The 14,715-nt window shown below is 41.0% G+C and carries 14 protein-coding genes; 10 read left to right on the top strand and 4 right to left on the bottom strand.

Translation table 11 applies throughout. The annotated features are described in order from the left end of the window. Positions 1-10: 10 nt before the first annotated feature. The 6 genes from ACWPVZ_RS08585 (at position 11) to ACWPVZ_RS08560 (ending at position 6,263) form a co-directional block, all read left to right on the top strand. Positions 11-460 carry a cytidine deaminase family protein gene (locus ACWPVZ_RS08585; protein WP_118057929.1) on the top strand — a complete coding sequence of 150 codons (450 nt, stop codon included), beginning with the start codon at positions 11-13 and terminating at the stop codon, positions 458-460. A gap of 142 nt (positions 461-602) precedes the next feature. Then, the gene (locus ACWPVZ_RS08580; RefSeq protein ID WP_037602152.1) at positions 603-1,541 is read left to right on the top strand and encodes a bile acid:sodium symporter family protein; all 939 of its coding nucleotides are present in this window, start codon (positions 603-605) and stop codon (positions 1,539-1,541) included. Between the two features lie 175 nt (positions 1,542-1,716). Then, positions 1,717-2,190, top strand: coding sequence for an IS200/IS605 family transposase (tnpA, locus tag ACWPVZ_RS08575; RefSeq protein ID WP_002891962.1), 474 nt, complete (start codon positions 1,717-1,719; stop codon positions 2,188-2,190). 448 nt (positions 2,191-2,638) lie between these two features. Then, positions 2,639-4,408: an Hsp70 family protein gene (locus ACWPVZ_RS08570; RefSeq protein ID WP_454381824.1), complete on the top strand. Its 1,770-nt coding sequence runs from the start codon at positions 2,639-2,641 to the stop codon at positions 4,406-4,408. A 10-nt stretch (positions 4,409-4,418) separates the two neighbouring features. Further along, complete coding sequence (locus ACWPVZ_RS08565; RefSeq protein WP_201709651.1) at positions 4,419-5,774, top strand: J domain-containing protein; 1,356 nt, start codon at positions 4,419-4,421, stop codon at positions 5,772-5,774. 3 nt (positions 5,775-5,777) lie between these two features. Continuing rightward, complete coding sequence (locus ACWPVZ_RS08560; RefSeq protein WP_454381823.1) at positions 5,778-6,263, top strand: hypothetical protein; 486 nt, start codon at positions 5,778-5,780, stop codon at positions 6,261-6,263. Between the two features lie 91 nt (positions 6,264-6,354). Here the strand turns inward: ACWPVZ_RS08560 and ACWPVZ_RS08555 are convergent, their stop codons facing one another. Genes ACWPVZ_RS08555 through ACWPVZ_RS08540 form a run of 4 tightly spaced genes read right to left on the bottom strand, consistent with a single transcriptional unit; the run spans position 6,355 to position 10,165 of the window. Continuing rightward, a complete protein-coding gene (locus ACWPVZ_RS08555) occupies positions 6,355-7,638 on the bottom strand; it encodes a glycosyltransferase (RefSeq protein WP_454381822.1) in 1,284 nt (427 codons plus the stop codon). Further along, positions 7,598-8,254: a hypothetical protein gene (locus ACWPVZ_RS08550; protein WP_454381821.1), complete on the bottom strand. Its 657-nt coding sequence runs from the start codon at positions 8,252-8,254 to the stop codon at positions 7,598-7,600. Before ACWPVZ_RS08550 ends, ACWPVZ_RS08555 begins: the two co-directional genes overlap by 41 nt. Next, entirely contained in the window at positions 8,247-9,389 is a 1,143-nt protein-coding gene (locus ACWPVZ_RS08545) for a glycosyltransferase (RefSeq protein WP_454381820.1), read from the bottom strand. Before ACWPVZ_RS08545 ends, ACWPVZ_RS08550 begins: the two co-directional genes overlap by 8 nt. Next, complete coding sequence (locus ACWPVZ_RS08540) at positions 9,386-10,165, bottom strand: SDR family NAD(P)-dependent oxidoreductase (RefSeq protein WP_454381819.1); 780 nt, start codon at positions 10,163-10,165, stop codon at positions 9,386-9,388. Before ACWPVZ_RS08540 ends, ACWPVZ_RS08545 begins: the two co-directional genes overlap by 4 nt. A 261-nt stretch (positions 10,166-10,426) precedes the next feature. Between ACWPVZ_RS08540 and ACWPVZ_RS08535 the strand changes: the two genes are divergently transcribed. The 4 genes from ACWPVZ_RS08535 to ACWPVZ_RS08520 are packed head-to-tail and all read left to right on the top strand — an operon-like array spanning position 10,427 to position 14,708. Next, positions 10,427-11,701, top strand: coding sequence for a glycosyltransferase (locus ACWPVZ_RS08535; RefSeq protein WP_454381818.1), 1,275 nt, complete (start codon positions 10,427-10,429; stop codon positions 11,699-11,701). Beyond that, positions 11,698-12,678 carry an NAD-dependent epimerase/dehydratase family protein gene (locus ACWPVZ_RS08530; RefSeq protein WP_454381817.1) on the top strand — a complete coding sequence of 327 codons (981 nt, stop codon included), beginning with the start codon at positions 11,698-11,700 and terminating at the stop codon, positions 12,676-12,678. The genes ACWPVZ_RS08535 and ACWPVZ_RS08530 overlap by 4 nt, the downstream gene beginning before the upstream one ends. Continuing rightward, positions 12,653-13,468 (top strand): MBL fold metallo-hydrolase, encoded by an 816-nt coding sequence (locus ACWPVZ_RS08525; RefSeq protein WP_316583361.1) that lies wholly within the window; start codon positions 12,653-12,655, stop codon positions 13,466-13,468. Before ACWPVZ_RS08530 ends, ACWPVZ_RS08525 begins: the two co-directional genes overlap by 26 nt. Beyond that, positions 13,446-14,708, top strand: a complete 1,263-nt coding sequence (locus tag ACWPVZ_RS08520; protein ID WP_454381816.1) for a F390 synthetase-related protein — start codon at positions 13,446-13,448, stop codon at positions 14,706-14,708. Before ACWPVZ_RS08525 ends, ACWPVZ_RS08520 begins: the two co-directional genes overlap by 23 nt. The last annotated feature ends 7 nt before the right edge of the window (positions 14,709-14,715 follow it).

The raw sequence follows: 14,715 nt of genomic DNA, 5'->3' as shown, positions 1-14,715 counted from the left end.
GGGAGAAATAATGGATATTTGGCAGAAGATGTATGAAAAGGCTCAAGCTTTGTATCAGCCACAGGAAGTCTCAGACTTTGTCTATGCTAGGCACGTTGTGGCTGCCGTTGAGGCTGAAGATGGGCAAATTTTCACAGGCTTTTGTATGGAAGGGACGTGTGGTGTTTTCCATCTATGTGCCGAAAGGGCTGCCCTTTTCAATATGTATCAAGAAACTGGTCAGACTAAGGTCAAGCGTATTATCGCCTTTCGTGACCAGCCACCTCATGGTGGACCATCTGGCATGCCTTGTGGAGCTTGTCGAGAATTTTTAATGGAACTCCATCCCGACAATCGTAATTTAGAGTTTATGGTTGACTACGAAACACGTCAGACCATTACTTTGGGCGAATTGTTGCCACTGTGGTGGGGAGAAGAACGGGCTCAACAATTTGAAGAAAAGTCGCAAGACAAGGCTTAAGGTTTATAGAAATCACAAAATCCTCGCATGTTAAGTGTGAGGATTTATTTTTTAAAATTAATTTCAGAAAATTCGAAATTTACCTTGAAATTAAAAATGAAAGTGCTATACTATATCGTGAAAATAGAAAGAAGGTTTCATTATGGAGTCACTTGTATCTTTTAGTAAATGGCTCAGCAAATGGTTTACTGTAGCTGTTATCCTCTGGGCGGCCTTTAACTACGCCCTTCCTGCAACTAGTAGTTGGGTCATTCCCAATACGGCTTATCTGCTTGGTTTGATTCTCTTTGGTATGGGGCTTACGTTGACAACTGAAGATTTTAAACGTATTGCTAAGCGTCCAATTCCAGTTGTTCTTGGGACTGTAGCTCACTATGTCATCATGCCTGGTTTGGCTTGGTTGCTTTGTATGATTTTCCATCTGAAAGGTGCGACAGCAGCAGGGGTTATCCTTGTTGGCTCTTGTCCAAGTGGGACTTCATCGAGTGTCATGGCCTTCCTTTCAGGTGGGGATGTTGCCTTGGATGTCTCTATTGAAACCCTCTCAACTCTTTTGGCACCACTCATGATTCCAACCCTCTTGTCATTCTTGGCTGGTCAGTACGTGAGTGTCCCTGCCCAAAGCCTCTTCCTAAGTACCTTGCGTATCGTGGTTGTCCCTATTATCTTGGGTGTGCTCGTTCACTCAATCTTTGGTAAGAAAATCGATGCCATCATCAAGATTATGCCTTTGATTTCACAAGCCGCCATCCTCTTGATTGTTGGAGCAGTTGTTTCTGCCAACCATGCCAATATTTTCACAGCAGCGACAGCCCTTGTTATCCCAGTTGTTATGCTTCATAACCTTTGTGGTTATGCCCTTGGTTTTGGATTTTCAAAAATCCTTGGTTTGGAAGAACCACAACAAAAAGCCATTACTTTCGAAGTGGGGATGCAAGACTCAAGTCTTGGAGCAACTCTTGCCATGAAATATTTCGTGCCACAAGCTGCCATCCCATCAACCATCTTTAGTATTTGGCACAATATCTCAGGTTCTATCCTCTCATCATGGTGGAAGAACCATTCAAAAAATAGTCATTAAGATAAATGAAAAGCTGACCTTGGGTTGGCTTTTATTTTTTCTTGTCTCACGAAAACCACTAGCTGTGCTAGTGGTTCCGAAAAGCTTTTAGCGATGTATCAAAAAAGTCCCCCTAAAGTGTTATATTAGATAAGGTTTCCCGACCGCTAACTAATATACAAAAGGAGGACCCCTGATGAGACAGGATAATAATAGTTTAGCACATACTACATGGAATTGTAAGTATCATATTGTGTTCGCACCCAAATATCGACGTCAGATAATTTATGGGAAATACAAAGCAAGTATTGGTCAAATCTTACGATTATTATGCGAAAGAAAAGGTGTTGAAATTCATGAAGCAGAAGCTTGCCCAGACCATATTCACATGTTGGTGAGTATACCACCGAAACTAAGTATTTCCTCATTTATGGGATATTTAAAGGGCAAAAGTAGCTTAATGATATTTGATCGACACGCTAATTTAAAGTATAAATATGGGAATCGCAAATTTTGGTGTCGAGGGTTTTATGTTGATACGGTTGGACGAAATCAGAAGCGAATTGAAGAATATATTCGTAATCAATTACAAGAAGACGTGATAGCAGATCAGCTAAGTCTATTTGAGGAGTATGATCCGTTTACAGGTGAGAAGAATAAAAGAAAGTAATCTTAAAGAGACCCGCTAGACGGGTCAGCTAGCAAAGGTGGTGCTGAAGGGAAACCATTCGGTAGGCCTTTAGGCCTCGGCCGGTAGCAGAGGCTTTCAGCCGAAGAGCAAGCCACCCGTTCTCACGGGTGGTTTTGACTAATAAAGAATCTTTTTCGAGACTGTCCTTAGGTGATGATGGACGTCAGCGAACGTCAAGGAAGTTCCATACCTAAGCTTAGAGTATAAGGTCTCGAAACTTCCGAACCCCTGAAGTTTAAGTTCTTCAGGGGTTTTTATCACAGCGGAAAGTCTCAGTTAAACTCACTTTGTTCTCAAAAAGAATGTGATGTCATTATATGCAGGCCTTCATAGTTCATGGCGTATTTGAAAACGTTGATTTACTTCTTGAAAAGGACATTTTTGACTATGTTATAATAGAAAGACAAAAGCAGTTTAGGAGAATGTTATGGCAACAATTGGTATTGATTTGGGAACGACGAATAGTCTAGCGGTTACCTATCGTGAGGGTGGGGTTGAGCTGATTCCAAATGATTTTGGAGAATATTTGACACCCAGCGTGGTCCATGTGTCTGATGATGTCTTGACGGTTGGAAAAATTGCCAAGGAACGCTTAGTGACTGATCCTGATAACACGGCCCAACTCTTTAAACGTTCAATGGGGACCAATGAAATTTTTTACCTTGATGGGAGCCCTTTTTCGGCAACGGATTTGTCAACTCTGGTGGTTAAACAGTTGGTGGCAGATGCTGAAAACTACTTAGGTGAAAGGGTTGATGAGGTACTCATTAGTGTGCCGGCTTATTTTAACGAGAAGCAACGCTCTGCGACCAAGGCTATCGGACAACGATTGGGCATTAAGGTAGAACGTTTGATTAACGAGCCTTCTGCGGCAGCCATTGCTTGTCATAAGATTGGTAAGGACGAGTCTTTCATTGTCTTCGACTTTGGAGGTGGGACGCTTGATGTCTCTGTGGTTGATTGTTTTGACAATGTGATTTCAATTGTTTCCATTGCAGGGGATAACTTCTTGGGAGGTAGTGACTTTGATAAGGCTATTGCTGAAGATTTTTGTCAGTCGCAAGGAATTGATTTGGAGAAATTAGATAGGAAGCAAAAATCTAGCCTCCTCTTATCCGCAGAGCGATGCAAACTTAAGCTGCAAAAGGAAAAGGTGGCTGCGGTATCCTTGACCTATGATGACCAATATTACATGAAACAATACAATCAGGCAGAGCTTAAGACCATCATTCAACCTGTTCTTGACCGTGTTAAGAAAGTTATTGGTAGGGCGGTGAGTGATAGTGGTTACAAGGCACATGAGCTGGATGCTTTTATCTTGGTCGGTGGGTCTAGCATGATGCCTTTGGTTCAATCTTATATCACGAATCTGCTCAATCTTCCTATTAAGCGTCTGAAGGATATGGATGAGTTGGTTGCGCGTGGTTTGGGGACTTACTTGGCGGTCAAAGAGCGTCAGGAGAAGGTCAAAGATTTGGTGATTACAGATATTTGTCCTTTCTCATTGGGAATCAGTGCCTATGACTCTGACTTTGATAAAAATATCTTTTCAAAGGTCATTAATAAGCTGTCTGTCCTTCCGACCTCTGCAAGTAAATATTATTATGCCAGTCGGGGACAGAAACAGTGTCGCTTTATGATTTATCAGGGAGAATCACTCGACCCTGAGGCAAATCTCTTTTTGGATGAGTTTATTATCGATGTTCCTGGAACTGCGACTAAGACAGAATTTTTTGAGACCACCTTTACTTACGATATTAATTCCATGCTCTATATAGAGGTTAAACTGGGGTCAACAGGCGAGACTAAAACGTATCGTATCGGTAGTCAAAGTAAAATCGAAGAAGTCGATAAGAGTGAGCATCTGGAGAATATCAAGTTTGTCTCTGATCAATTGTCCTTTGAGGCCGACTTTAAAACGCAGTCTGAGCGGGCCTATCGTTTAGTCATGGAAATGCCTTATAAGATGCAATTACATTTTTTGTGGCAAATGGAAGATTTTGAAAAAGGCTATCAGTTGGCTATTAACAATATCAAGAAGCGAAAAGAAATCGTGAAACGCTACCAAGCTTATCTTGATAGCATTGAAAATATCATGTCACTAGATGATTTGGATATTTTCCGTCAAGAAGAAGCTGACCATGAGGAGACTGGTGAGCCCTTTGATAGGTCTGATGACCCTAATTTCTGGAGATAGGAGGTGACGCATGAATTTTTGGTCGATTTTGGGCATTCAACCAACCAATAATCTTAAAGACATCAAGAGAGCCTATGCCAAACAGAGTAAGGTCTATCACCCTGAGGATGACCCTGAAAATTTCCAACGCCTGCAAAAGGCTTATCAAGAGGCCCTTGCCTGGCAAAAATCGCATTCTGAAAATGAGGATATGGATGCCGTCATAGGCCATAAACAGGCCGATGGCAGCGTGGTCGGTCTGGTATCTGCCTCTCAGCTAGAAGCTTCCTTTAAACAAGCTGCAGATGCTAGTAAGTCTAGTCAAAATCAAGAAAGTTTTGAAGAACTTGAGCTTACGGCTTCTGCGACGGAAGAAGTCGAAGACAAGCAAGTGACAGAACATGACTTTCAGCAGGTGATCTCTGAGGAAGAACAGGAACAGTTGGATGAGTTAGCCTTATCTGATATTCATGAAACGTTCAATCATAGTGAGCCTTATTCAAGGACTAGCGAGGACTCTGTTCTTAGAGAAGATTTAGCTATTAAGGATCAGGATAGTTTTCTTCAAGTTGTTGAGGAGTATTTTCTTTGCAATCCTCTGACTATTTCTAAACTCAAAGGTTATATCAATCAGTGCTCTGATTTGGGCTGGTTGGGTGATCAGGATTTTGCCTACCGTTTGACTAAGACTATAGGAGCTATACTCGAAAGAGGCGGCCTGAAATATGAGACCTTGGAAGGGCTTGAAACGTTAGCCAAGGAGTTTGATTTCACATTGTTGGAGGCCTACCTTTGTGACCTCTTGGATAAGAAATACAAGCAAGATGTTTGGCAGGGACGTCCGATACGTCAAGTGACGGAAGTGACCGAGCCCACCCGAACAGGGCAAAAGATTATTGTCGTCTATTTTCTCATTATGATATGTGGTATCTTTTTCCTCGCCAATGGCTTTTTCACCCGAGAAATGCTGAAATCGCAACCTAAGAAGATACAAGTCATTACAGGGCTTACAGGAAATGAACTGGTCTCACAGGGGACGGTAGATAAAGCAGCATCTGCTATTTCTGATTTGGCTAAAAAGTCAGGCAAGCCCATTTCTGACACCAAAAAGGTGGTATACGACCAGGCCAGTTCAACCTTTGTGATTGAGGATAGCTCGACAGGACAGCGTCAAGAACTACCAGGTGTGACAGAAGTTTATGTTTTGCCGGTTTATGAGAATGCTCAAGAGACCAAGGGGATTGCAACAACAACTGACGGTAGCAATTGGGAACTTAGAGATAGTGACGGCCAAGTCCGTGGTCCAATTACTTTATTAGTTTCCATGTCATCAGATATTGCTATCAAGAGTGAAAATGGTAGCTACACTACGGTAGAGAAGGAGTAGGACATGAAAGATTTTATTTTAAGAAATAGTGAAAGAGTCTTCTCTCTCCTTCTTACAGGTATTTTTCTAGCCCTGCTGTATTTTGGAAATGAGAAAGGTTTGCATCTCTGGTTTGACAGTGGACGTGAGAGTGGTAGTCTGGGCTTGGTGACAGGAATATTTGTCTTTTTCGTACTTGCTCTTTCTTCTGGTATTTGGATACTAACGGATAAATTTCTTCTCTTTATTTTAACCAAGATGGGTTATTATAGCGAGGATTGGTCTAAGGTTGTTGGCGTCATCATTGGAAAGAGAATTGCCAAAGCACCAAGAACAAGGGCTAATCATTTTCTAGTGGTTAAGGTTGGTGAAACCAAGCGTAACTTTTTCGTCAGCCAATCTAACTTTAATATTCTTGAAAAAGGTGATAGCCTTTGGCTACGGAAAGTCAGAGTGCATTACAAAGGACGTGTTGTCCGTACTTACTATGAACTCGCTGGGCGATATTAGACAGTAAGAAGCTGACCTTGGGTTGGCTTTTTATACTGACTAAAATTTACAAAAAAACTTAGGTCCTCTCCTAAGTTTTTGTTAAATAAGATTATTTATCTATGTTTAAGAGTCTTTCAATCTCTTGATAAAGTATTTCTGTAGGTTGATAGGCTTTGCTTATCTGAGTTAGAGAGTGTAATTTAGGCCAATCTTTTTGAGAAATTAATGCTTGGAATAAATCTAAGACTTCAGAATCTGTCTTTTTTCGAGAGACAAGTCCTACCTGGGCTAACTCAGCTCGTAAGGCGTTGTCAAACTGATCAAAATCTTGAGGAAGAATAAGGCTAGGAATGCCTTGTTCGATACATCCCATTAGAATACCGGAACCAGCGTGATGTATCACAAAGTCCATTTTATCTAGAATGTCTGTGTAGGGCAGATAATCAAAAAGTAAAAGATTGTTATTTAGATGATGTGGCGAATTTTGTAAACCACTTGGGTTACCTAGTGTGACATAAAAATGATAGTCAGGATATTCTTGACTTAGTATTTGGGCCAATTTCACCATTCTTTCTTTTTCCCATTTTAAATGGGTGCCGCAAGTCACTAACACGCGTTTTTTAGAGGTCGTGAAATACTGTTCTTGTTCCTTGGGGAGTTTGTCAAAAGAAAGACAGCGATAACCAACCCACTTAAGATGGGGTGGAAAATCATCTCTAAACTCCAACTCTTTTATTCCCAGAGCCAGAATTGAATAAGGAGAATAGATGGTTTCTGTACCATCCTCTCTATAAAGTTTGAAATCTTGTAAATATTTAAGATTTCTTTTAACAAGTGCAAAGCCAATTCTTTTTGCCATGCGGATAATCTGCCTACCCAGTGCATCTCTACATTTGTAGAGGATTCCCTGATGGGGTTTCCACCCTCCTAAATAAGCAGGAGTGGTCGTGCGACTCTCAATAGCTACTGGACTTGGAATGGTCGTAATCCAGGGGATTCCCAAATGATCTGCTAACATACCAGCAGGAGCTGCTACAAAATCTGCAATAACCAAGTCTGGTCTTCCCTCAGAGTCCCAAATTCGATTAATTTCGTCGAAAACTTCAGGGACCAGTCTGCTATTAGCCATTAATTGTTGATACATGATAAATAAATTTGCTTGCTTTGATGTATTGGCTATATCTTCCATCACCGTCGGACGATCAGGAAATAAGGCAACACAGTCAAAGCCAATTTTTTCAACTAATTTCTTCTTTTGATAACCTGTGATGACACGTATTTGAAAACGAGGGTCTTCTAACAAGGGTTTCACCAGTGTCAAGGTCGGAAATAAATGACCACTAAATGGTACGCTAATCACATCTATCTTTATTACTTTGTTCAATCCAGTCATGAATGATTCCTTTCACATCTTCTTTGTATTCATAGCTATAATGATCCGAATCCACTAGGATATCCGCTTGGTGGGAATCCAAGAATTTAGAATATGGATCTTTTTTTCCTTTAATCACCAGTACCTCTAGTTTTTTGTTGTTTAAGAGTTTTTGGGAGACAGGACCAAGTGCGATTATGCGAAATCTTGGAAGGGATATCTCATTACCCAAATTATTCAACCACTGGGTCAGCATATTGACACCTGAACTCTTACAAACAAGAACTACTTCCTGCGCTTCCAACAAGGGAGACAAGTGCTCCTGTAACAACTTTTGGAAACGAAGGTTCAAAATCGTATGCCAATAGTAGATGATATTGGATGCAGAAGCTGACAAGAGGGATACTTGTGGAGACTTTATATGTTCAAAATCTTGATTGAAGGGAAAATTACTGGCTACCACTGAATAGCCAGATGGACAAATTGCATGGAGGAGGTCTAGTTGCCCAGCTGTCAGCCCGTTACAAGTAATATCACTGCTCCCACTAAGAAAGAGAACCAAGCGATCAGAGTCTAGCATGGTCTGATCAGGAGACAAAGCAGACAAACGGTCTAGATAGGACTTCATCTTACTCATAACGAATCTTTCCATCCGTCACTCGAATCTTCCGCCCCCGCCAATTAATCACAGGAGGTGTCATTAGAACATAGACAAACAGCCAAGGAAGCAGGAGATTATTCAGCACTTCGTAGGTGACTTCATCCAAGTGTAAGCGATTGGTTAGAATGCTTTGTCGATAGAGGAGCATCCAAACTGCCTTGAATACCAGTAAGCTTAAGGCTAGAAGAAGATAAGGCCAACCTAAAATAAGACTTAAGATCAAACCTGGAAGAGGTAGAAAACTCGGTAAACCTATGAGGCAAAAGACCTTCCAGTCTAGGTGTTCTTTGAGATAGATAGAGCTAAAGAGAAGCCACCGTTTCATCTGGAGCAAGTACTGTGTGGCACTCTTGATGGTCGTACGGACATTACAGGTAACTCGAGTTTGAACAATGGACACTCCTTTACTCCTTAAAAAATCGGCCACAGCTAAATCATCACATAGATAGTCCTTAATCGCTGTGAAGAGCCCCTGATCTTTTGCAAGTTCTACCGGTAGGATATAAAACATCCCGTTGATGGAGTGATTTGCCTCAACTTGTGCCATGGTAAAATAGGTAATAAAAGAATTGCCATTAACGAATGCTGCAACCAGCTTGGACCAGAAATTACTTCTTTCTTGGTTATAGGGAATACCTGTCAGAATGACCTCTTGACCTAGATGGGTAGTCAGCTCACCCATTTTAGAAAAATCAATCACACTATCATCGTCCAAAACAATCAGATAAGGCCGGGTCAGCTCCTCTACAACCTGCTCAATCTTGTAACTCTTGGGATTAATTCCCTGAGGGACGTCTTCAATGAGAAAGATTCGGATACGTTGGGCAAATGACTCATCTTGGCAAATTTTGTTCGCTACATGCTGAGCTTCTGTGTCAGACTGGTCAATTAACCAGTAAAACTCAACTACTTTTGTTTGCTGGAGATTGACCCGCAAATCACTCTCTAAACGAGGATCCCCAGAGAGGATGGGTTGGACCACTGTAAAAAGCTCTTCTGGGAAGTCCGCAATATGAGACTGGCCTTTTTTATAATAAATGAAGGACAACAACCAACGGATGAGAAATAAGAGAAGATAAGCAACGCCTAAAAATATAAATATAAATTTCATCTATTAATAAGTCCCTTTCGTAAATACCTTGCAAGGAGACGAATAATCCATCTTTGGGGAAGCAGACGACCTAGCAAAACGAGCAAGCGATAGCGAAGGCCGATAACAGCATAGGAAGTACCCCTTTCTATGAATCGAATCAACTGCTGAGCGACTTTCTCAGGCTTCATCTGCAAACGACTACCTCCTAGAGCATCAACTAGTTTTTGAGAGAAAATGGACGTTTGGACTGGTCCAAGAATATAGAGACCTAGCTGAGCTGGGGAATCTGATTGACTTAGTTCCTCCTGGAGAGCAAGAGTGTAGGTCTGCAAGGCAGCCTTGCTGGAACTGTAGGCTGCTAGATAGGGATGAGGAAAAAGAGCTGCCAGTGAAGAAAGTTGGACTAGCCGGATTTTCCGATTTTTCTGCACTAGCAATTTCATTAGCTGGACTGGAGCATGGTAGTTTACCTGCCAGAGCTCTTGTTCCTTTTCTGTGGCTAAATCACTTCCTATGGAGAAGCTAGCTAGTCCTGCACAATTGACCAGAAGGTCTGCATCTAATACCTTTCCAAAATTCTCCAGTGCTTCCTTATCACACAGATTTAAATCCTTAATTGAAAGTTGTGCCTTGCTTCCAGCTAATTCATTTTGCAGTTGGACTAGTTTGTCTGGATTTCGGCCTACTAGAACCAGAAAATCAAGATGTTTTGCCAGTTCACTTGCTAGGTGACGTCCAATCCCTCCTGTAGCTCCCAAAATAATTGCCTTACTAAATGAGTCTGTTGTTTGCATAACTCTAGTTTATCAGATTTTACTGAGACAGAAAACTACTTCTCAATTCCTTTGGAAAGAATATTTGTTATGATGGAGGTAAGTTAGGGGATTCTTGCTAAAAAATATTGAAAAGTTTTATGTTAAAGTATTTGTGGCAAGCTTTGATTGATTAATGGATGAAAAATCTTACTGAAGAAGTGTATCTATTCAGAGAAAATGAGTATAGATAGTATTTGGTTTTGAGTAGTTCTTTCAAAAAAAATTTGCTATTCTAGTGTTATGGGAAAACTAAAAATTGATGTGGTTATCGTTCCATTAAGTGGGCATCTTTATCCAACCATGAATCTGCTAATGCCTTTATTAAAAAATCCTCACTATAATATTCGTTTATTCACGGGACAGCAGAAACGTGCAGTAGCTGAGGCAGCAGGCTTTAAGGTTGTTACTATTCTTGAAGGTCATGAAATGGACTTTGAAAGGGTGGCTAATAATAAGGAGCAATTGGGCCTTTTTTCTGCTTATCGTCAACTATCAGCTAGTCTTGATATTATTAATCTTGTTTCCGATCAATTACTATCGGAATGGAAAGTAAGCCGACCTGATTTAGTCATTGCCGATTATGTCAGTTTGTCGGGTGGACTTGTTGCAGAGCAAATGGGGATTCCGTGGATAACGACAATGGCCACACAATTTGCTATTGAAACGACGGATGGTCCTCCTTGTTTCTTCGGAGGAATGGGAAGTCCGAAGAATCGCAATCAATTGATTCAACAATGGCTAGGCAGAAAACTGACTCGTTTCTTGAAGTATTCCGCCACTTTTTTATTACGAAATCGTTTAAAGCGTTATGGTTTTAAAATGTACAACCATAAGGGACAAGAGAGTATCTATTCACCGTATTCTATTTTAGGAATAGGAATGAAAGAGTTGGAGATAAAGAAAGGGTTCCCAGAACATTACCACTGGGTGGGTCCTACTGGAGGTTCAGTTGAGCGATGTGAGGATTATCCTCTTGATTTGTCGCCATTTGCAAATCGTAAAATTGTCTTTGTGACTTGTGGGACCCAATTGGATTGGGCAAAGGACAATTTAATTTACCAAACGAAGCTGTTAGCTAAGTCTCATCCAGAGTGCCAGTTTTTTGTAACTTTAGGTCTTGGAGGGCAAGAATTCCAATGCCAAAAATTAATGGATAATGTTTCAGTGGTTTCTTATCTTCCCTACAATGAATACATTCCTCAGATGGATTATGTCATTCACCACGGTGGTTCAGGTATTTTTTTCCAATGTATTATAAATAAAAAGCCATCCTTAATACTTCCTCACGATTATGACCAGTATGACTATGCTATTCGTGGACTTGAGGCAGGTGTGGCTTTGACTGCCAAAAGAGAGGATGACAAGGCAATTGGGCAAGCTTTTGAAGCATTGTTGGCTAAGAAAGATTGGTCTGAGCTAGAGGCTTTAAGTCATGCTGCCAAGTCATATCATCCTACAGAAGTAGTGGAGGGTGAAATAGCTCGCCTGCTGGCAGACAAGGAGAAAAAACAATGAAGAAAGTTTTAGTAACGGGGGCTACAGGTTTTTTAGGCAAATATGTTGTGGAAGAACTGGTTGAGCACGGTTATCAAGTCCGAGCTTTTGGTCGTAATCGTGCAATTGGCCAGTCTCTGGTAAATGCCTCTGTGACCTTTATTCAAGGAGATTTGACAAACCAAGAGGATTTGACTAAGGCTTGTCAGAAAATGGATATGGTCGTTCATGCCGGTGCTTTGTCAACGGTTTGGGGTCCTTGGGAAGACTTTTACCAAACGAATGTCTTAGGAACTAAATACATCCTTGAAGCTTGCAGTGAGGCTAATATCGAGCGCTTGGTATATGTGTCGTCTCCAAGTATCTATGCAGCGCCTAGAGACCAGCTTGGTATCAAAGAAAGCGATGCCCCTCAGGAAAATAGGCTTAATAATTACATTCGAAGTAAATTGGCATCAGAAAAACTATTTGAAGATTATCCTGATGTGTCTAGTGTCATATTGCGACCTCGAGGACTTTTTGGAATTGGAGACACCAGCATTTTGCCACGTGTTCTTAATCTTAGTCAGAAGATCGGTATTCCTTTGATTGGTGATGGTCGCCAACTGATGGATATGACCTGTGTGGAAAATGTTGCTTTGGCTATTCGTCTGGCTTTGGAAACTCCTCAAGCAGCTGGAGAGGTTTATAATATTACCAATGGAGAACCCAGAGCATTTAGGAACTTGATTGAAGAAACCTTGAGAGGTTTGGGCTATCCCATCCGTTATCGCAAAATCCCAGCTCCACTTGTATCTGCTATTTCAAGTAGTTTGGAGTTTATTTATAAGAGCTTAAAGCTTAAAGGAGAGCCAGCCCTAACACGCTATACCTATTATTTGCTGCGCTATAGTCAGACTTTGGATATTAGCAAGGCAGAGCGTGACTTAGGATATAGGCCTAAAATAACGATTTCAGAAGGGATTGAACAATATGTCCAAGATTATCGAAAGCATTGATTATTTTCCTGCGGGATATTGTACTAGCTATACTGGTCTTTTGTTCAAGAAAGTCAAGAATAAAAAGATGACCTTTCCAGCCGGTGTCTTTCTAATCAAACACAGAGATAAAGGCTATCTGCTTTATGATACAGGTTATCACTACGATATTAAGACCCAGCTTCGCTATGGCTTGTATCGTTTAGGAACGCCGGTGCAGATGACAGAAAAGGATCAGATTTCAAACTTGTTGAAGGCGAAGGGGATTAGACCTGAGGACATTACTTATGTTATGCTTTCCCACCTGCATCCTGATCATTTGGGAGGGGCTGGCTTCTTTCCTAATGCGAGCTTCCTTCTGACTCAGGAGGTTTATGAGGTTTATCAGAAGCCTAAGTTGAAGGATTTGATTTTTAAGGAATTTTTGCCAGCGTCTTTTGAGAAACAGGTAACAGTAATCAAGGCTGATCAGCAAAACTCAACTTTTCCTTATCGTCCGACCTGTGATTTATTTGGAGATGGAAGTATCTTGGTAGCCTCTGTTGATGGTCATGCCAAGGGTCAGGCTTGTCTCTATATTCCAGATTATAATCTTTTTATCGCAGCGGACTTGTGCTGGGGTGTCGATTTGCTTCCTTATACTAAACAAATGCACATCATTCCGTCCTTGGTTCAGGATAATATGGCGGATTATATCAAGGGGACTGAGTTACTGGAGGACATCCTAAAAGATGGGACGGAAGTACTAGTTAGCCATGACCCTGTAGAAAGGATAGAGCGTATCTTGTATGAAAAAAATAACCTTTCTTAAAACCTTTATCCAAACCAGATGGCTTCACAACTTCAAAACGAGAGCAGCTTTAGAAGCTTATCAGAAAAAGCAATTATCTAACTATATGGATTTTCTAAAGCGAGAGTCTCCTTATTTCAAAAATGGTGTCCCTACTGACTTTGACCATATGGATAAGACCTTTATGATGGCGCATTTTAATGAGTTAAACACTCAAGGCATCGATCGCGATGAGGCTTTAGCCTTAGCTATTGAGAGTGAAAAGACTCGTGACTTCACCGAACTTAAAGGTGAAGTAGCTGTTGGTTTATCTTCAGGAACATCGGGACATCGTGGCCTCTTCATCACGACTGAGAAAGAGCGAAGCATGTGGGCGGCAGCTATTTTAGCTAAGATGTTGCCCAAGGGTCATCTTTTTGGCCACCGAATTGCCTTTTTCCTGAGAGCAGATAATGAACTCTACCAGACTATCAATACAGCATTGATACGATTAGAATACTTCGATATTTTCAAAAATACTGATGAACATATTGAACGTCTTAATCATTATCAACCGACGATTGTTGTGGCACCAGCTTCCATGCTGATAGAGTTGAGCAAGCGTCTTAGGGCAGGAGACTTGTCTATCTCACCGCAAAAAATTGTCTCTGTGGCAGAAATTTTAGAGGATAGTGATAGAATTCGCATTTCGAGTGCTTTTAAGCTCCCCATTATTGACCAGGTTTATCAAGCGACGGAAGGTTTTCTAGCCTGCACTTGTTCTGCAGGACATCTTCACCTCAATGAAGATATCATTTTTGTTGAGAAAGAGTATATGGATGAACATCGATTTTATCCAGTGATAACGGATTTCAAGCGAAGCAGTCAACCTGTTTACCGCTACAAACTTAATGATATCTTGGTTGAAAATCCTGAACCTTGTTCATGTGGTTATCATTATACAAGGATTGACAAGGTCGAAGGTCGCTCCGATGACATCTTCTATTTTGAAGGTCAGGATGGAGGACAGGTGACAATCTATCCTGATTTTATCAGGCGTTGTATTCTCTTTGTGGAAAATGTTGGAGACTATCAAGTCAAGCAACATTCAGAGAAGATTGTTGAAGTCTGCCTCAGCCAACGAGACGAACAAGTAGAAGCAGCTATCACAGCTCAGTTTCAACTCTTGGCGCAGCAAAAACAGTTTAAGGTTCCGGAAATCCATTTTTCCGATTATCATTGGGATACCAGTCGAAAACTCAAACGTATTCAGCGTTTATGAAAGGATG

The sequence above is a fragment of the Streptococcus sp. Marseille-Q6379 genome, assembly GCF_965119505.1.
This window is presented reverse-complemented; position numbering and strand designations above follow the sequence as displayed.